The following is an 18,947-nucleotide window of genomic DNA, read 5'->3' on the forward strand; positions in this document are numbered from 1 at the left end:
GGGATCTCTTACCGCACGTTGAAATTAAAATACCGGTTGGAGCTCCTGAACTACACGCCTTCGTCACTATTCAGGATGGCAACATTAATAAAAAATCCAATAACGTGACTATTACTAATAAGAAAAGAAGGGAATCATTATGCCAAATACCACTCAACAACATAGCTACAAACAACAGCTTTCTGATGCCACTAGCCTAATTGAAAAACAAGGTAGCACCTGGAGTGCGATTACCCCCGAATACGTAGCTCGCATGCGCCTGCAAAATCGCTTCAAAACCGGGTTAGATATTGCACGTTATACCGCAAAAATCATGCGTGAAGACATGGATGCTTACGATAACAACTCGGCTAATTACACCCAATCTTTAGGTTGCTGGCATGGTTTCATCGGCCAACAAAAAATGATTTCAATTAAGAAGCATTTTGAAACCACTCGTGGTCGTTACTTGTACCTTTCTGGCTGGATGGTAGCGGCAATGCGCTCTGAGTTTGGCCCATTGCCCGACCAATCCATGCATGAGAAAACGACGGTGCCAATGTTAATTGAAGAGCTATACACCTTCTTAAAACAAGCGGATGCACGCGAGCTCAATCATCTATTTAAAGATCTCGATGCAGCGCAAGCCTCAGGCGACCAAGTAAAAGTACAAGCCGTACAAAAACAAATCGACAATTTTGAAACTCATGTTGTTCCAATCATTGCCGATATCGATGCCGGTTTTGGTAACGAAGAAGCGACTTACCTATTGGCGAAGAAAATGATTGAAGCGGGTGCCTGTTGTATCCAAATCGAAAACCAAGTATCGGACGCGAAACAATGTGGTCACCAAGACGGTAAAGTGACCGTACCACACGAAGATTTCTTAGCGAAAATCAATGCAGTTCGTTACGCATTCCTAGAAATGGGCGTGGAAGATGGTGTTATCGTGGCACGTACCGATTCATTAGGCGCAGGCCTGACTCAGAAAATCCCAGTGTCTCAAACTGCAGGCGACCTTTCTGACCAATATAACGCGTATATTGATGGCGTAGAAATTACCTCACTATCAGAATTAGAATCTGGTGACATGGTATTAAAACAAGGTGATGCAGTGATCAAACCCACTCGTCTGCCAAATGGTCTGATTCGCTTCAAGCCTGACACAGGTGAAGATCGCGTAGTACTAGACTGCATTACCTCCCTACAAAACGGTGCGGATCTATTGTGGATTGAAACGGAGAAACCACACGTTGAGCAAATCGCTGGCATGGTGAATCGTATCCGCGAAGTGATCCCGAATGCTAAGCTGGTTTACAACAACAGCCCATCGTTTAACTGGACGCTTAACTTCCGTCAGCAAGTATTTGACGCATGGCAAGCAGAAGGCAAAGATGTCGGCACTTATGACCGCGCGCAATTGATGAGCCAAGTGTACGACGGTTCAGAACTGGCACTAGAAGCAGATGCGAAAATCCAAAGTTTCCAACGTGATGCGGCGGCGCAAGCGGGTATTTTCCACCACTTGATCACGCTACCGACTTACCACACTGCAGCGCTTTCAACCGATAACTTGGCCAAAGACTACTTCGGTGAACAAGGCATGTTAGCTTACGTAGCAGGCGTTCAGCGTAAAGAACTGCGTCAAGGTTTGGCTTCAGTGAAACACCAAGACATGTCGGGGTCGAACATCGGTGATGATCACAAAGAATACTTCTCTGGTGATCAAGCATTAAAAGCCTCAGGCGAAAACAATACGATGAATCAGTTCTCGTAACGTAGCTCGAATCTCGGACGCTACGCTGCTCGTGACTCGAAAAAGATGTAACTAGTTCCCTTAACCAAAAGGCTTCTTACTTCTCAATTGATGAGAATGTAGGAAGTTTTTTTTATGGCTATTCAAAGCTCGAAATCTCAGCATGAAAGAGCCTAGGAGTACAAAGTAGCCTAAGCTCCCATTTTTCTGTCATTCCCGCCGAGCCCTAGCGAGAACAGGAATCTATTCACAGCGCGCTAAATATAGATCCCTGATAACTCCTTCGTCGTTTCAGGGATGACAGCTCTTTTCAACCTCTTCCGCCTTTTTCGAAACACGAGCAACGTAATGCCGAGAACCGAGTCACTTTTTTCAGCTCTCAAGCGAAGCGTCCTAGCAACTCGACACTAGGAACTAGGGATCAACGTCTTCAGCAACCCGGCCGCAATAGAAAACATAATCACCGCAATTACCGTATCCAATATTCGCCATGTTTTAGGTCTCGCGAACAACGGGATCAGTTGTTTCGCAATGTAGGCCACGCCATAAAACCAAATAGCTGAAGCTGATAACGCGCCTACTAAGAACCAACGTTTCTCTTCAAAATTTAATGATGAAGTAATGCCGCCAAGCACCACAATCGTATCAATGTAGACATGTGGATTAAGAAAGGTCATCGCCAACGTCATCATCGCGACTTTGACCCAATTACGGCTAACTTCCTTATTATCAATATCCAAATGACTTTGTCCACGCCACGCTGATTGAGCCGATAACCACCCGTACCAGCATAAAAATAAAATACCGCACAAAGTCAAAATTTCCGTCATCACCGGCGCTTGTTGCAATAACGCCCCAATGCCCAACACACCTGTGCTGATCAATAAAATGTCGCCGATAAAACAAATAGTTGCCACTAGCATTACATAATTGTTTTTTAAACCCGACTTCAATAAAAATGCATTTTGGCTACCAATCGCCACAATTAAACTGCCTGATACAAATGCGCCTTTCAGTACCACACTCAACATTGATTATTCCTTCATGTTCCAACCGACCAATACTGCTTACTTGAAAGCTATATTGCCTGTAAACTCACTTTAGATAAAATTAAAAAAACTTATCTAACATTAGTTTTCCTTAACCATATAATTTGATAAAGGCGTGTGATGTTTGACTACAAATTATTAGAATCACTCGAACGTATTGGCGCACTGAAAAGCTTTGAAGCGGCAGCGCAAGAATTGAATATTTCTCAGTCCGCAATTTCACAACGTATTACTCATTTAGAGCAACGCATTGGCTGCATTTTAGTTCGTCGAGGTAAAAGTCTTTCTTTAACGCCCACGGGCCAAGCCCTTGCTGAACACGTGATCAAAGTCAAACAGCTTGAATTAGATGTCAATCATCTGCTCAATATCAACCAATATGCTCATCAATTGAAAATTGTGGTTAACGCCGACAGTCTTGCCACTTGGTGGTTTAAGGCAACGGAACACTTCTACCAACAACATAACGTAATGTTCGATATATTGATTGAAGATCAAAGCGAAGGCTTAAAGCATCTTGAAGAGGGACTGGCGATGGGCTGTTTGTGTAGCAGTGATAAACCGTTGGCCGGCACCCGTTGTGAATATTTAGGCACCATGGAATACCGATTTTATTGCTCGGCCTCATTTCATCAGCGCTATTTCTCAGAAGTGCATTCTCTCGAGGAGCAGCAAGCAAGATTAACTAAAGCGCCTGCGGTAATTTTTGGTGCCGATGACAAATTACAAAAACAGCAATTTCAAAAATGGGGTTTTAATGAAAACTTTCCTTATCATATTTGCCCTTCCAGTGAAGGATTGGCGGATATGATCGTGAATGGTCAAGGTTATGGAATCTTGCCCATCATACAAGCGGCCCCTTTCGCCGATAAACTGATGGATATGTTCCCAGAAAGAGAAGGCATACTGGTACCGCTCTATTGGCATTACTGGCAACAAAGCGGCTCGCTGTTAGAGAAACTGTCGAATGTGTTGATCGGATCAAATGTGCAAAAATTGATTAGATAAGAATTTAGCTGAATAAGCAGTACATTAGATATACTAAAAAGCCCCGAATTTTCATTCAGGGCTTTATGTTTTCATTTCAAATAAAAAGAATTATTTATCCTTCAATACCAGCATGACGCAACATGGCATCAATTTGTGGTTCACGACCACGGAAGCGCTTGAACAGCTCCATAGGTTCTTCACTACCACCCATTTCTAGGATGTTATTTAAGAAGCTTTGACCAGTTTCTTTATTGAAAATACCTTCTTCTTCAAAACGTGAGAATGCATCACTAGAAAGTACTTCCGCCCATAAATAACTGTAGTAACCCGCACTGTAACCACCAGCAAAGATATGGCTAAAGGCATGTGAGAAACGGTTCCATTCTAAACTTGGCAGTACCGCCACTTTAGCTTTTACTTCTGCTAGCGTTTCCAGCACTTTTGCGCCGACTTCAGGATCGTATTGCGAATGCAGAGTGAAGTCGAATAGACCAAATTCTAACTGGCGTAGGATAAACATTGCCGATTGGAAGTTCTTCGCCGCAAGCATTTTATCCAGCATTTCTTTTGGTAGCGCTTCACCGGTTTGGTAATGACCAGAAATAAACGATAGCGCCTCTTCTTCCCAACACCAGTTTTCTAGGAACTGACTTGGTAGCTCAACTGCATCCCAAGGTACGCCGTTAATGCCCGATACCGCTGCCACTTCAACTTGAGTTAGCATGTGGTGAATGCCGTGACCAAATTCATGGAATAAAGTGACGACTTCATCATGTGTAAACAAGGCAGGTTTATCACCCACTGGCTTGTTGAAGTTACAGGTCAAATAAGCCACTGGCGATTGAGTTGCACCATCAGCCAGAGTGCGACGTACGCGACACTCATCCATCCAAGCGCCACCACGTTTGTGTTCACGAGCATATAAATCTAAGTAGAAGCTACCGCGCAATTGACCTTGGCTATCGGTGATTTCAAAGAAACGTACCGACTCATGCCAAACATCAACGCCAGTTTTTTCAGTCACTGTCATGCCGAAGATGCGATTTAATACTTCAAATAAGCCAGATACCGCTTTCGATTCTGGGAAGTATGGACGCAATTCTTCATCGGAAATTTGGAACAGTTTGTGTTTTTGCTTTTCGCTGTAGTAAGCAATGTCCCACAGGTTTAATTCAGTGACGCCACATTCTTGCTCAGCAAATTGACGTAGTTCCTCAACTTCACGTTCACCTTGAGGCTTGGCTTTGGTGGCCAAGTTATTAAGAAACTCTAAAACTTGCGCTGGCGTTTCTGCCATTTTGGTGGCTAGCGATTTCTCAGCATAAGAGCTAAAGCCAAGTAGACGGGCGATTTCATGACGAAGTTTTAATTCTTCCGCCATCACTTCAGTGTTATCCCACTTACCCGCATTTGGACCGCGATCGGAAGCGCGAGTCACAAAGGCTTCATACATCTCTTGACGGAGTACTTGGTTATCGCAATAGGTCATCACTGGAATGTAAGATGGCATTTCGAGTGTTAGCAACCAACCGTCCAACTCTTTAGCTTGGGCATTCGCTTTGGCCGCTGCCATTGCCGACTCTGGCATTCCAGCTAATTCTTTTTCATCGGTAATGTGCTTAGTCCAACCCATAGTCGCATCAAGCACATTATTCGAGAACTTAGAGCCCAGCTCAGATAGGCGCTTGCTGATTTCGCCATAACGCTTTTGTTGATCGGCAGGTAAACCAATACCCGATAATTCAAAATCTTTTAATGCATCGGTGATCGATTTTTGTTGCGCAGTATTGAGGCTAGCAAATTCATCACTGGCTTTAAGTGCTTTATACGCTTCATACAGCCCTTTATGTTGCCCAACCCAAGTGCTGTACTCGGACAATAATGGCAAACAAGCTTCATAGGCTTCACGTAGCTCTTCACTATTTTGAACCGAGTTTAAGTGACTGACCGGTGACCAAAGACGACTTAAACGATCATCGGTTTCCGTTAGTGGTTCACAAAGACTATCCCACGTTGGTTCTGCTCCACCAGCAAGTACTTTTTCAACTTGAGCGCGGCAATCAGCAATTGCTTGTTCTACCGCAAGTTGTACATGTTCTGGTTTAATTTGAGAAAACGGGGGTAAACCATCTTTAGATTCGACGAACGAGAGTAACGGATTAAACATGAATGCTTTCCTTAATTCGTGTATCCCCTTTGTACTTGAAGTTGCAGCTTTGTTGACGGCGCTCATTCGCCCCAATCACTTAGGCAAGCTAAGCTCATGGGGCCTCATTCACTTGTCGCCTCACTGTAACTCCAATTACTTTGGGGATAGTGATTCTTCTATATTTAGAAACTTTTCTTTAGATATAAATGTAGGCTAACTCACTAGATTTCAATGGCGCTGAAAGTAAAAACTAATTTCCTTTCTGTTTTATCAGGCAAGGCTCAATAATATTCGGTATCATAGACGGTAATATTGACCCAATTTCAAGAGATAAACCATGCTGAGTTATCGCCATAGTTTTCACGCTGGCAACCATGCCGATGTGGTAAAACACATAGTACAAAGCTTAATTTTGAATGCCTTAAAGCAAAAAGATAAGCCGTTCGTTTACCATGATACGCATGCTGGTGTAGGCCGCTACGACTTAACTCACGAATGGTCAGAAAAAACCGGTGAATACAAACAAGGTATCGCACGTATTTGGGGGCAAGATTTACCTGAAGAAGTGACTAGCTACTTAGATTCAATCCAAGTTCTAAATGATAGTGATGAACTTCGTTATTATCCAGGCTCTCCACGCGTAGCACGTGCTCACTTACGTAATCAAGACCGCATGGTATTAACGGAACTTCACCCTAGTGATCACCCGCTTTTAGAACAAGAATTTCATCGCGATCGTCAGGTTAACATTCATCAAAAAGACGGTTTTGAACATTTAAAAGCAACATTACCACCTAAAGAACGTCGTGGTTTAGTGCTCATCGATCCGCCTTATGAATTGGCTCACGAATATCAAGATGTGGTGAGAGCCATTGCACAAAGCCATAAACGCTGGGCGACCGGTATTTATGCCATTTGGTATCCTGTGGTTTATCGTCATACGATTGATGACATGATTGCCGATCTTAAAAAACTCGATATTCGTAACATTTTGCAAATTGAATTAGGCGTCTCTGCCGATAGTCTTGAGCGTGGTATGACGGCTTCAGGCATGATAGTAATTAACCCACCGTGGAAATTAGAAAGCCAAATGACCGAAATTTTGCCTATGCTACAACAGGCGATCGCGCCAAGCACTGGCCATCATAAAGTTGAGTGGATTGTTCCAGAATAAGCAGCAATAAATTGAACAAGGGTTGCATAATCCATCTGCCACCCTCATTAAATAAAGACAGACATAACAGGTTACGGAGAACAGAATGACAACGCATTTTGATTACATTTGTATTGGTGGCGGTAGTGGCGGTATTGCATCGGCTAACCGCGCAGCCATGTACGGCGCAAAAGTGGCACTGATTGAAGCTCAAGATCTAGGTGGTACTTGTGTCAACGTAGGTTGTGTACCTAAGAAAGTGATGTGGCACGGCGCGCAAGTAGCGGAAGCGATTAACCTGTACTCAAAAGATTACGGCTTTGATGTTGAGATAAAAAGCTTTAACTGGGCCAAAATGGTAGAAAACCGTCAAGCCTATATTGGCCGTATTCACCAATCTTACGACCGCGTATTAAGCAATAACAAAATCAATGTTATCCGCGGCTTTGCTAAGTTTGTCGATGAGAAAACCGTTGAAGTTAATGGCGAGCAATACACGGCTGATCATATTCTGATCGCTGTCGGTGGCCGTCCAACCATTCCAAACATTCCAGGTGCAGAACACGGTATTGATTCAAACGGTTTCTTCGAGATTAACGAACAGCCAAAACGTGTTGCAGTGGTTGGTGCAGGTTACATTGCGGTTGAAATTGCTGGCGTACTGAGCGCACTCGGCACAGAAACTCACCTATTTGTTCGTAAAGAATCGCCACTACGTAGCTTCGATCCTATGATTGTCGATACTTTAGTTGAAGTGATGAACACCGAAGGCCCTACGCTACACACTAACTCTGTACCGAAAGAAGTGGTAAAAGAAGCCGACGGTAGCATTACTCTTCACCTAGAAAATGGTGAAAGCCAAAACGTTGATACCCTAATTTGGGCAATTGGTCGTCATCCAGCAACCGATGCAATTAACTTAGATGTGACTGACGTTGCAACTAACGATCGCGGTTATATCAAAGTGGATGAATACCAAGAAACCAACGTCAAAGGCATCTACTGTGTTGGTGACATAATGGAAGGCGGGATTGAACTAACGCCTGTAGCCGTTAAAGCCGGTCGTCAATTATCTGAGCGCTTATTTAACGGTAAAACCGACGCTAAGATGGATTACAACCTAGTGCCAACCGTAGTATTTAGCCACCCACCAATCGGCACCATTGGTTTGACTGAACAGCAAGCGATTGAAAAATATGGTCAAGATAACGTCAAGATTTATCAATCTGGCTTTACTGCAATGTATACAGCCGTGACACAACATCGTCAACCATGTAAAATGAAGCTCGTTTGTGCAGATGAAGATGAAAAAGTGGTTGGCTTGCATGGCATCGGATTTACAGTAGACGAAATGATTCAAGGCTTCGCTGTAGCAATGAAAATGGGCGCGACCAAAGCAGATTTTGATGCGGTTGTTGCGATTCACCCAACCGGCAGTGAAGAATTCGTTACTATGAGATAGCACCTATATCAAATTACGCAAGAAAGATTGTTTCCCATATATCGCGTAATATTTAGGAGCCATAAATTGCAAACCCCAAGTAAGGTTTTTTCTTACTTGGGGTTTTTCTTTTTCTAGGATTCATACACCAGGGAAATGATTACGGAAAATAAATCGCAGTTGATGAATGCCACATCCCCAATATGAGATTAATGAATTTATATGACTCTATTTCCTGCTTACCTTTTTACTTATCAAAGCATCAAAAATGCAAGCCGCACTATCGGATTAAGTCTATTGACCTTACTCAGCTTTCAAAGCATGGCTGATACCACCACCATATTGAGTCCTTCAGATTCAACTGACAGCTCAAGAATAAGTAAAAGCAATCAATCGGATAAAGGGGTTTCTCGGCCTTCTCAAACCTTTCAGAAAACGCCAAAGCGTCAAGCTACCGAAATGTCATCGGGTGAAAAGCGCAATAAGGAAGTCTGGGATCATATTCTTCCTTTTGGCGGACAAACGGCAATCTATAATGGCTATGACTTACCTCTACCATTTGGTATCAGCTTTCTTTATTCACATGTAAAGCAGCAACAAAATATCAGTAATATGAAAGTAGGCTATAACGGTAGTGGTTTATCTATTGGTGGGAATCAAATTAACACCTATATATCGCCTCAAGATATCAATCCAAGCCTGTTTCGATTTAATAACTTTGAAACGGATACTCAAACCCCTCAATTAAAGATTGATGCTTGGGTTTTACCCTTCTTAAATGTTTTTGGTACAGTGGGAGCTCTTTCAGGTACAACGGATCTAGGAATGGTACTTGGTGGGGATCAGCTATTAAATGTGCTAAACAATCATTTTCCTGATTGTCCTTCAAATGAACATATTGAGGCTATAGGACAAAAATGTAGGAATGCAGTAGCAAAAATAAAAAATGTAGTTGGTGGCGATCATGAATATGATAAAACCATTGATATTCAAGGCTATAGCTATACTTACGGTGCGATGATTGCAGGTGCTACGGGGAACTGGTTCTACACCATCCCTATCAGCTACACTCAAACTCACATGAAAAAAGCCAGTGTGAGTGGTGGAACCGTTAATATACAACCTCGTATTGGTTATAATTTTGAATTACTTCATGGTTACAAACTGTCGCTTTATACAGGGGCAAGTTATATGCAAACCAAGCAAACCATTTCAGGAAGCTACAAACCTGGAGAAACGGCTGTTCCCGATCAAAATCAAGCAGATGGCATATCCTTCCAAGTCGCTCAGCAAAATGAAAGCCCTTGGGCTGGCGTTATTGGATTTAACATTAATCTTAATCAATATTTTTCAGCGGCTTTTGAAAACTCAGGGGTTGCCGGAAATCGTAATCAATATGTCATTATGCTCAACGGGCGATTCTAACATAGGATAATATTCTCTTCGTTTTCCATACAATAGGTTTTTTATGGCTATAATAACGTGCAATGATGACACAGACCTCATACCTATTTAGGATTCAAGCTTGTTATGTTTATATTGCTTTTTTCATTGCTCTCCTATTGGAGTGGAACACCAATAACCAGCTTAACGAACCCCGACTATCGAGAATATAATTCACCATACAATTATACTTACTTACAAATTGGTGCTGGGTTACAACAAGATGGAGAAAATATCGATCTTGGCGGTAGTTATATGCTTAATGATAAGCTAATACTAACGATGCATTATCAGAACCAATTTCTGCAAGGTGGAGACTTACCTAATGGCCATAATGCTTATGATTCTAAATTCAACCAAAGTGTATTCTCGTTAGGATCCATGTACCGCCTGCCTATCAATACGTCTTTAGATGTAATCCTGGGCGGCGGCTTCAGTTATGATTGGTATAAAGACCGAAACTCTAGCTCAACCACCGATCAAATTGTCGGGCTCGATTATGATAATAAAAGTATAGGAATCAATAGTTTTACAGGAGTGCGCTACAGCCTTACTCATAAACTTGAATTAGGCGCAGATATAGGAATGAAATACGCGTATCACCAAGCTTATCTACAAGCCTCCTCTGAAATAAATTATTACTTCACAGAAAATATCGCTTTAGGCAGCAAAGCAAGCTACGACGACCATGATGGTCATATTGGTTTTTACATTCGAATTACTCAATAACCCACCAGTCTCTATTCACTCCGTACAGATATAACGACCGTCAGATTTTAATTATCGTTAACCAGAATATAATAAAATCCACTATTCTTTTTTAGAAAAATACCATTCGACAATTAAAAACCCAAATATCAATAAATTTTATGTATTTAGCCTGAAAACCTATTAACATTAGGTATATATGGATAATAATAGAAATTATACGGATATCCTTCTATGCCTACATTTTTCCACCACTTCACTTTAAGTTCTCGCTTCAGTCTTATTCTTTCAATGACCTTTATTGCTGCTGGCATATCTTTACAATCACAAGCCGCTGAATCCCATACAGTTCCAGAGCAGCAGTCAGCATCATCGCTATCTTCCGCTCCAGATCCCTTAAACCAAACACACAGTGATAAAGTATGGGATCGAGTGCTACCTTTAGGGGCCCAAGTAGCAATATACAATGGCTACGATTTACCTCTTCCTTTTGGTATCAGCTTTTTATTTGCTCATGTTGAACAAGATCAACTCCTTAGCAATATGAAAGTGGGCTATGGTGGCCCAGCTAATACAAAAATTGACTTTATTTCATTTGATAAATTTCGAACTAAAACCAATACCCCACAAATAAAAATTGATGCTTGGGTACTGCCTTTTTTAAATGTATTTGCAACAGTTGGACGAATTAAAGGCACCATCGATATTGAAATGAGCATGCCCAAGGGCAGTGTGGTCACTAGCGATCCTGTGACCAATGCAATCAATAACGGCATTAATGCTTATTGCGCTAAAAACCCTTTAAAATGCAAAGCTGGAAACGCCCTATTGCCAGATACACCGCCCGATCTATTTAATGGAGAACCTTGGCGACTTAACGCAGAGGCAGAAGTAGAAGGTTATAATTATACTTTTGGAGCCATGTTAGCAGGTGCAAGCGGCGACTGGTTTTACACCATGCCGATTGCTTACACGCAAACCGATATGAAAAAAACGCATGTAAGCGGTGGCACACTGAATATCCAACCACGAGTCGGTTATAGCTTCGAACTGAATCATGGTATTGATTTGGCTTTGTATACTGGTGCCAGTTACATGGATATTGACCAGACTATTACTGGTGGATTTAACCTAGAAGAAATGACCGCTACCCAAGATTATGATGCACCACATACTATTGCTTTTAGCGTACATCAAGAAAATGCGGATAAATGGGCGGGAATAATGGGCCTTAACTTAACCGTCAATAAACATTTATCCGCAGCAATGGAATATACGGGAGTTGTGGGCGATCGCCGACAATTAATATTGATGGTTAATGGTCGCTTTTAATTGCAATCCCCTTCACTACCTTTAAATTAATAGAGCCCGATAAATGGGCTCTATTGCTCGCCTTCATCACCAACTAACGGTGATAACACCGGAATACATGCCTTACTTATCGGCAGGAAATACCACTCCGGTTTGCTTACGAATTTCAGTTATTACACGTGAAACCCCTAAGGCACGCGCTTTGGCTTTTTGACATAGCTTACCCTGTTTAATTTGATCAGCAAAAAACTGCGCTTCATACGCCATAGTATTGTCGACTTGTGGTACTTGATACGTCACAGCCTCTTCGCCACGAAGTTTCACCACAACGTGATCACATTCTGAAATATGAGGGATAAGCATGACACCCTCTTCACCTTGTATTTCCGTCGGTAAAATAGATTCCGAAACTTTAGAGTGGCAAATGATCACTTCAACATCAGGATAAGCCAAAATCGCGCTGCCATGTGCATCCACGCCCGATTCAAGTAAGTGGGCACTCGCTTTAATGCTTTCCGGCTCGCCAAATAATGCCACCGCGCTGGATACACAATAAAAACCAATATCCATAATCGAACCATTTGAAAAAGCAGGATTAAATGTGTTTGGGTTTTCTCCATTCAAATATTTCTGATAACGAGAGGAATACTGGCAATAATTAATAAAAACTTTATGCACTTTGCCAATTTTATCTAAATTCTTACTAATTAAGGAAAAGTTTGGTAAATATTCAGTTTTAAATGCTTCAAATAATACAACGTTGTGGTGCTCTGCAACTTGATACATGTGTTCAGCTTGAGTGATATTCGAAGCGACGGGTTTTTCACAAATCACATGCTTTCCATGATTGAGCATAAGTACACTTTGCTCATAATGCAGAGAGTTTGGGCTCGCGATATACACCGCATCAAAGGCATCACTCTTCGCCATTGATTCTAGATCAGTAAAGGATATTGCTTGAGTGTTGAATGGCGCCGCAAATGCTTGGGCACGCTCAGTATCGCGAGAATACACTGCAGTTAATTCAAACTCGTTGACTTCCAATGCTGCTTGAACAAAGCGCTCTGTGATCCAGTTGGTGCCAATTATTGCTAGACGTAACATACTTACCCCAATGTTTATCCGTTTTATTCGGATAAAATTCATATTCAAAAAAATAAAAAAAACCGCCAAGCATTCACTTAGCGGTTTTCATCATACTTAAGTTTCCCAACTGATAATAGCCTGTTTTACCCTTTATAAAGTTTAGGATTAAACACATCTCGTAGCCAATCACCCAGCAAGTTAATCACTAACACAATAGTAACTAATACGATGCCAGGGAAGGCAGTGATCCACCAAGAACCAGAGAAAATGTAGTTGAAACCAATACTAATCAATGAGCCCAGTGATGGTTGATCAACCGGTAGGCCTAAGCCTAAGAAAGATAGAGCAGCTTCTGACATAATGGCATTGGCTATTTGAACCGTTGAAATCACTAAGATTGGTGACAGGCAGTTAGGCAGAATATGACGAAACATAATACGCGGTGAACGGAACCCCATCACGCGCGCCGCTTCAACATACTCTTTTTTCTTTTCAGCCAATACAGAAGCACGAATAGTACGTGCGTATTGCGGCCATTCAGCAATCCCAATGATCACGATTAGCATAAGAACGGCATATTCACCGTAGAACTCACCACCAAAACTAGCCTTGAAAATCGCCGAGACAATGATCGCCACCATCATAGTAGAAAATGATAACTGAACATCGGCAAAACGCATTAAGAAGCTATCAATACGTCCACCAAAATAACCCGCAGACAAACCAATAATGATACCTAAAAATAACTGCAGTGCTACTGCACAAAAGCCAATCATTAATGACAAACGCGAGCCATATAAAATGGTCGAGAAAATATCACGGCCTTGGTCATCAGTACCAAGCCAAAAAGCCGTATCACCTCCATCCATCCAAGACGGCGGTAGCTCAGAATTCATAATATCAATCGAGGTCAAATCATATGGATTGGTCGGTGCAATCCATGGTGATAACAACGCCGCGATAAAGAATGTAAGGAACACAGCAAAACTGAACATCGCCACTTTATCGCGTTTAAAATAATACAAAAAGTCCGATTCAGTGAAGCGCTGCCAACGAGTTGGAGCGGCTGTCGTATTATTCGTCGTCATGATTACGCTCCTTTTCCAGTAATATTGACGGTAGGGTTAACCAAACCATAAAGTAAATCGACGATAGTGTTAGTGACCACAAAGATTAAACCGACGAAAATAACATAGGCAGTAATCAATGGCGTATCGACACGGTTAATCGCCTCAAGGAACAAAAAGCCAGTGCCTGGCCATTGGAAGACCGTTTCAGTCAAAATGGTGTACGCCACCATGGTACCAATTTGAACACCACCAACGGTTAGTACCGGCAACATAGTATTTTTTAGTGCATGTTGGTAGTAGATTTTATTGAGTGACAAGCCTTTCGCTTTACAAAACTTCACATACTCCGAGCTTAATACTTCCAACATTTCAGAGCGTACTAGGCGAATAAATAATGGCAGCATAATCGAGGCTAAAGAAATACAAGGCAAAGCCAAATGGGCTAACCCATCAAGTGTAAATAAACCTGAATGCCAACCACTACCAAGTACATTAACAGTTTCGCCTCGACCATAAGAAGGCAACCAGCCAAGCTCAATTGAAAAAACATACATCAATAAAATCGCGGTTAAGAACACCGGAATTGATATGCCAATACTACTGAACGCCATAATCAATTTGGTAAAAAAGCTTTTGGGATTGATGGCCGAATATACCCCAAGCGGGATCGATAAGAAGACGATAATTAACGCTGCGCCAAACACCAACTCTAATGTCGCAACAAGCTTTTCAAGAATAATATCGACTGCGGGTTTCTTAAAAAAGTAAGATGTACCAAGATCGCCATGAAGCGCATTCACAACAAAACGATGGTATTTAACTGGGAATGGATCATTCAATCCCATCTCTTCACGCATATGATCACGCTCAGCTTGAGAGACAGACTGCCCCACTAACTCACGCAACGGGTCACCTAGGTTATCCTGTATGGAAAACGCAACCAAACTGATCACAAACATCACTATCAGTGCCTGAAACAGGCGCTTGACCAGAAACGTAAACATTTCTTGCCCCTTAAAATTCGATATAAATACTGAACATCGCACTTGTATTTCAGCAATGCCAGCTAATTCAATTTGGCCGTATCGCCTTTCACATATCGAAAAGGATACGGCCAATATTTATGCCTTTAACCTTTAAAAGCACTGTCGTAACAAATCACTCTGTTACTTTTACTTAACCACTAAGTCACCAAAGTATGGGAAGTTCATACCGTTAACAATCGGGGCGATATCCACATTAGATTTCGCGCCCCACGCTAGGTTTTCCCAATGCAGAGGAACAAACGCCGCGTCATCGTATAAGATCTTCTCAACTTTTTGCAGCTCTTGAGCACGTGTTTTTGGATCAGTTTCTACGTTCGCTTTGGCAATCAAACCATCCACTTCTGGGTTTGAGTAATGACCACAGTTGTATTGGCCTTTACCTGTCTTTTCATCACGCGTCATGGTTAAGAATTCAGTTAAGTTCGCTGAATCTTCTGTGTCTGAGTGCCAACCGATCATCAACAAGTCTGCTGAACATTTATCAAACTCAGGCCAGTATTGGGCTTTTGGCATGGTTTTTAGATCAACTTTGATACCAATTTTAGACAGCATCGCGGCGGCAGCTTGTGCAATTTTTGCATCGTTTACATAACGGTTATTTGGCGCGATCATGGTCAAGCTCAGACCTTTCTCATAACCGGCTTCTTTCATCAGCTCTTTTGCTTTAGCAAGATCATAACGAGGTTTTAGATCAGGATTGTAACCAGCATAACCTTCAGGGCTTTGTTGACCAGCAGCCGTCGCAAAACCTTTCATAATACGCTTAGCAATACCTTCGTTATTAATGGCATAAACGATCGCTTGACGAACACGTTTGTCTTTTAACGCTGGGTTACTGTCTTGGTTCATCTGGAAAGAAATAATACGAGTACCTGGTAAAGTAACTAATGTTGTACCTTTATTCTCTTTCACTCGAGCTTGATCATTGGGTGCAACCGGCGCAATCATATCAACACCACCAGAGAGAAGAGCTGCAACACGAGTGGCATTTTCTTTAATGGGTTTCAGTGTTAAATGATCAACATTACCTTTTGAATTTTTATCCCAGTAATCTTTAAAGCGTTCAAATTCAACTTTTACGCCTTGCTCACGAGAAGTAACAATAAATGGCCCTGTCCCTGAAAGGTGAGTTGAAGCGTATGAATTACCATGTTTAACAATCGCACCTTTGTCGTTACCATTTTCATCTTTGCCAGAATAGAACTTACTGTCCATTGGGAAAATGTAGGTCGCTGTTTGCAATACTAATGGAAAACCTTTTTCGGTTTTAACATCAATAGTGTAATCATCAACCTTAACGACATCCGTAAACGGTGTGAAAATACCTTTAAAATCTGGTGAGTTTTGTAAACGATGGAAAGTCCAAACCACATCATCTGCCATCATGGTATTACCAGAATGAAACTTCACGCCTTTACGTAAATGAAAACGCATTGTTTCATCATCAATACGTTCCCATTTCTCGGCTAAACGTGCTTCAAACTCTAATTTTTGGGTATAACGAACAAGAGGATCAAACACCATGTGGGATAGTTGAAGTGTGCCACCAGATAGTTGCTCTTGTGGATCAAGTGATACTGGATCGGCATCATAAGCAACGGTAATATCAGCAGCAAGTGCATTAAAGCTTAGGCCAGCAGCCATCAACGCGATAGCCAGTTTGGTCTTCATAATTTTCATTGCATAACTCCTTCATGCGGGATTAATCTCCCTATCTATTGTTATATTGCTTATTCATTAACTTAACGATAATAAGCGGTTGTATTTGCATCTGTGACTCTGTGTACTTCTTCTAAATTAGATAATTATTACGCTATTTTTGCCTCTTCTCTAAGGCCCGTAAATTCAGGCATTAAAGAAATTAGCTGTTTACTATAAGCATGTTGGGGGCTGGTAAATAATTGTTCCGTCGGAGACACTTCCAGTAACTCTCCCATTTTCATCACACCAATGCGATCGCACATCTGACGAATAACCGGCAAATCGTGACTGATAAACAGCATAGTAAGATTTAATTCATCTTGTAGATCTTTTAATAGATTCAAGATCTGTGCCTGAACCGACACATCGAGCGCTGAAGTAGGTTCATCACAAATTAATAGCCGTGGACGAGTCGCTAATGCACGAGCAATAGAGATACGCTGACGCTGACCACCTGAGAATTCATGTGGGTACTTAACTCCAGCCATACGCCCTAAACCAACGTGATCTAAAAGGTCATGTACGATCTGGCGGGTTTCGGCCTCATTGCGAGTTAATTTATGGAAACGAATCGGTTCGGCAATAATATCAAACACCTTCATACGAGGATTCATTGACGTATAAGGATTTTGAAATACCATTTGCATCTGGCGTCTAAACGGACGACGTTCACGCTCAGATTTAATCGCGGTTAAATCAATGCCTTCAAAAGTGACTTTGCCTTCATTTGGTGCGTACAATCCTGCAATAACACGCGCAATGGTCGATTTACCTGAACCTGACTCACCGACTAAACCAAAGGTTTCACCTTCGTTAACTTGAAAGCTTACATTGTTTGATGCTTGCACATATTCACGACGAGACTCAAAAAAAGAATCCTTGGTGGTAAAGCGAAGGCTGACATTCTCTACGTTCAATAGTGGACCCGTATAGTCACGCTGATCTTGGCTTTGACCAAGCCAATGATTTTTGACATCCAACGGCTCAAGCTCATGCGCTTCTTCGATATAACTGACCAAGGGAAAACGGTCGAACTTTTTATCTGAACGCGGTACTGCAGAAATTAAACTGTGAGTATATGGATGTTCAGGCGTACCTAACACTTTCGCTGTTTCACCAAACTCAACTAAATCACCGCGATACATAACGGCGATTTTATCAGTCACATTCGAAACCACACCCATATCGTGAGTAACTAACATGCAACCTACATTATTCTTAATACATAACTCACGAATAAGCGTCAAGATCTGATCTTGAATCGAAACATCTAATGCTGTGGTCGGTTCATCAGCAATGATCAAATCAGGTTCACCTGCAAGCGCAATGGCAATTACCACACGTTGACGCATGCCACCAGAAAACTGGTGAGGGTATTGTTTCAATCGATTTTCAGGCTGAGGAATCCCAACTTGATTCATTAAGGACAATGCACGATCATAAGCTTCTTGGTCAGAAACGTTCATATTAGCATGAATCGTTTCGGTAAGTTGATGCTCAACCGTAAAAAGAGGGTTCAAAGACGTCATTGGATCTTGAAAGATGAATCCAATTTTCGAGCCACGTACTGAGCGCATTTGTTCTGCAGTTAACCCTGAAATTTTCTCATCATCGAGAAAGACCTCACCACCAGCAATTCGCCCTGGAGGACTTAATAAATCAATAACTGCATTACCAACCGTTGATTTACCTGCGCCAGATTCGCCAACAACACCAACGATTTCTCCACGCTCAATACTAAATGACAAAGATTTCACTGCGGCATGTACACCATGTCGCGACGGATATTCAATCCGAAGATCTCTTACTTCTAAAAGTGGCATTACCAGACCTCTACTGCTGTGACAGTTTTCTGCCCTGTCTTAAAAATATTGGTTATCACTGCCATTCCAGCAGGCCAATATCAATGATTCCATTCAATCTCATGCTCAACAAGCACACATAAGTGGAACCAATTTGGCAAAAAAAGAAAAAAAAAGCAATTGCTACAGTATAAAAATTGGCTTCAACACTAACAAAAAGAACAATTGATTAACATTAGTATAACTAATCAAACTTTATTATT

Annotated in this window: 14 protein-coding genes; 7 read left to right on the forward strand and 7 right to left on the reverse strand. The window is 41.7% G+C overall.

Going from position 1 to position 18,947, the window contains the following annotated elements; all coding sequences use genetic code 11:
* Nucleotides 1-139: 139 nt before the first annotated feature.
* A complete protein-coding gene (locus VCASEI_RS12240) occupies nucleotides 140-1,756 on the forward strand; it encodes an isocitrate lyase (protein ID WP_086960452.1) in 1,617 nt (538 codons plus the stop codon).
* A gap of 386 nt (nucleotides 1,757-2,142) precedes the next feature.
* On the opposite strand, the gene VCASEI_RS12245 is transcribed toward VCASEI_RS12240, so the two are convergent.
* Entirely contained in the window at nucleotides 2,143-2,766 is a 624-nt protein-coding gene (locus VCASEI_RS12245; protein WP_086960453.1) for a LysE/ArgO family amino acid transporter, read from the reverse strand.
* Nucleotides 2,767-2,904: 138 nt separating this feature from the next.
* On the opposite strand from VCASEI_RS12245, the gene VCASEI_RS12250 reads away from it, so the two are divergent.
* Complete coding sequence (locus tag VCASEI_RS12250) at nucleotides 2,905-3,792, forward strand: ArgP/LysG family DNA-binding transcriptional regulator (protein WP_086960454.1); 888 nt, start codon at nucleotides 2,905-2,907, stop codon at nucleotides 3,790-3,792.
* A gap of 94 nt (nucleotides 3,793-3,886) precedes the next feature.
* On the opposite strand, the gene prlC is transcribed toward VCASEI_RS12250, so the two are convergent.
* Entirely contained in the window at nucleotides 3,887-5,941 is a 2,055-nt protein-coding gene (gene prlC / locus VCASEI_RS12255) for an oligopeptidase A (RefSeq protein ID WP_086960455.1), read from the reverse strand.
* A 319-nt stretch (nucleotides 5,942-6,260) separates the two neighbouring features.
* Here prlC and VCASEI_RS12265 point away from each other — a divergent pair, with 319 nt between their 5' ends.
* The 5 genes from VCASEI_RS12265 (at nucleotide 6,261) to VCASEI_RS12285 (ending at nucleotide 12,000) form a co-directional block, all read left to right on the forward strand.
* Nucleotides 6,261-7,097 (forward strand): 23S rRNA (adenine(2030)-N(6))-methyltransferase RlmJ, encoded by an 837-nt coding sequence (locus VCASEI_RS12265; protein WP_086960457.1) that lies wholly within the window; start codon nucleotides 6,261-6,263, stop codon nucleotides 7,095-7,097.
* A gap of 85 nt (nucleotides 7,098-7,182) precedes the next feature.
* Nucleotides 7,183-8,538, forward strand: coding sequence for a glutathione-disulfide reductase (gene gorA / locus VCASEI_RS12270; protein ID WP_086960458.1), 1,356 nt, complete (start codon nucleotides 7,183-7,185; stop codon nucleotides 8,536-8,538).
* A 201-nt stretch (nucleotides 8,539-8,739) separates the two neighbouring features.
* Nucleotides 8,740-9,942, forward strand: a complete 1,203-nt coding sequence (locus VCASEI_RS12275) for a hypothetical protein (protein ID WP_086960459.1) — start codon at nucleotides 8,740-8,742, stop codon at nucleotides 9,940-9,942.
* A 105-nt stretch (nucleotides 9,943-10,047) separates the two neighbouring features.
* Nucleotides 10,048-10,689 carry a hypothetical protein gene (locus VCASEI_RS12280; RefSeq protein ID WP_086960460.1) on the forward strand — a complete coding sequence of 214 codons (642 nt, stop codon included), beginning with the start codon at nucleotides 10,048-10,050 and terminating at the stop codon, nucleotides 10,687-10,689.
* A gap of 213 nt (nucleotides 10,690-10,902) precedes the next feature.
* Nucleotides 10,903-12,000: a hypothetical protein gene (locus VCASEI_RS12285; protein ID WP_086960461.1), complete on the forward strand. Its 1,098-nt coding sequence runs from the start codon at nucleotides 10,903-10,905 to the stop codon at nucleotides 11,998-12,000.
* Nucleotides 12,001-12,102: 102 nt separating this feature from the next.
* On the opposite strand, the gene VCASEI_RS12290 is transcribed toward VCASEI_RS12285, so the two are convergent.
* The 5 genes from VCASEI_RS12290 to VCASEI_RS12310 form a co-directional block, all read right to left on the reverse strand.
* The gene (locus tag VCASEI_RS12290) at nucleotides 12,103-13,083 is read right to left on the reverse strand and encodes a Gfo/Idh/MocA family protein (RefSeq protein WP_089110604.1); all 981 of its coding nucleotides are present in this window, start codon (nucleotides 13,081-13,083) and stop codon (nucleotides 12,103-12,105) included.
* Nucleotides 13,084-13,208: 125 nt separating this feature from the next.
* Complete coding sequence (locus tag VCASEI_RS12295; RefSeq protein WP_086960463.1) at nucleotides 13,209-14,153, reverse strand: ABC transporter permease; 945 nt, start codon at nucleotides 14,151-14,153, stop codon at nucleotides 13,209-13,211.
* Between the two features lie 2 nt (nucleotides 14,154-14,155).
* Entirely contained in the window at nucleotides 14,156-15,139 is a 984-nt protein-coding gene (locus VCASEI_RS12300) for an ABC transporter permease (protein ID WP_089110603.1), read from the reverse strand.
* Nucleotides 15,140-15,307: 168 nt separating this feature from the next.
* Nucleotides 15,308-16,861, reverse strand: coding sequence for an ABC transporter substrate-binding protein (locus tag VCASEI_RS12305; RefSeq protein WP_089110602.1), 1,554 nt, complete (start codon nucleotides 16,859-16,861; stop codon nucleotides 15,308-15,310).
* Between the two features lie 128 nt (nucleotides 16,862-16,989).
* On the reverse strand, nucleotides 16,990-18,705 hold the full coding sequence (locus VCASEI_RS12310; protein ID WP_086960466.1) for a dipeptide ABC transporter ATP-binding protein: 1,716 nt from the start codon (nucleotides 18,703-18,705) through the stop codon (nucleotides 16,990-16,992).
* Nucleotides 18,706-18,947: the final 242 nt, after the last annotated feature.

This window comes from Vibrio casei, assembly GCF_002218025.2.
Lineage (GTDB): Bacteria > Pseudomonadota > Gammaproteobacteria > Enterobacterales > Vibrionaceae > Vibrio > Vibrio casei.

Excerpts from the sequence above, each read along its gene's own strand:
- VCASEI_RS12240 (WP_086960452.1), top strand. The coding sequence starts at position 140 with ATGCCAAATACCACTCAACAACATAGCTACAAACAACAGCTTTCTGAT.
- VCASEI_RS12245 (WP_086960453.1), bottom strand. The coding sequence starts at position 2,766 with ATGTTGAGTGTGGTACTGAAAGGCGCATTTGTATCAGGCAGTTTAATT.
- VCASEI_RS12250 (WP_086960454.1), top strand. The coding sequence starts at position 2,905 with ATGTTTGACTACAAATTATTAGAATCACTCGAACGTATTGGCGCACTG.
- prlC (WP_086960455.1), bottom strand. The coding sequence starts at position 5,941 with ATGTTTAATCCGTTACTCTCGTTCGTCGAATCTAAAGATGGTTTACCC.
- VCASEI_RS12265 (WP_086960457.1), top strand. The coding sequence starts at position 6,261 with ATGCTGAGTTATCGCCATAGTTTTCACGCTGGCAACCATGCCGATGTG.
- gorA (WP_086960458.1), top strand. The coding sequence starts at position 7,183 with ATGACAACGCATTTTGATTACATTTGTATTGGTGGCGGTAGTGGCGGT.
- VCASEI_RS12275 (WP_086960459.1), top strand. The coding sequence starts at position 8,740 with ATGACTCTATTTCCTGCTTACCTTTTTACTTATCAAAGCATCAAAAAT.
- VCASEI_RS12280 (WP_086960460.1), top strand. The coding sequence starts at position 10,048 with ATGTTTATATTGCTTTTTTCATTGCTCTCCTATTGGAGTGGAACACCA.
- VCASEI_RS12285 (WP_086960461.1), top strand. The coding sequence starts at position 10,903 with ATGCCTACATTTTTCCACCACTTCACTTTAAGTTCTCGCTTCAGTCTT.
- VCASEI_RS12290 (WP_089110604.1), bottom strand. The coding sequence starts at position 13,083 with ATGTTACGTCTAGCAATAATTGGCACCAACTGGATCACAGAGCGCTTT.
- VCASEI_RS12295 (WP_086960463.1), bottom strand. The coding sequence starts at position 14,153 with ATGACGACGAATAATACGACAGCCGCTCCAACTCGTTGGCAGCGCTTC.
- VCASEI_RS12300 (WP_089110603.1), bottom strand. The coding sequence starts at position 15,139 with ATGTTTACGTTTCTGGTCAAGCGCCTGTTTCAGGCACTGATAGTGATG.
- VCASEI_RS12305 (WP_089110602.1), bottom strand. The coding sequence starts at position 16,861 with ATGAAAATTATGAAGACCAAACTGGCTATCGCGTTGATGGCTGCTGGC.
- VCASEI_RS12310 (WP_086960466.1), bottom strand. The coding sequence starts at position 18,705 with ATGCCACTTTTAGAAGTAAGAGATCTTCGGATTGAATATCCGTCGCGA.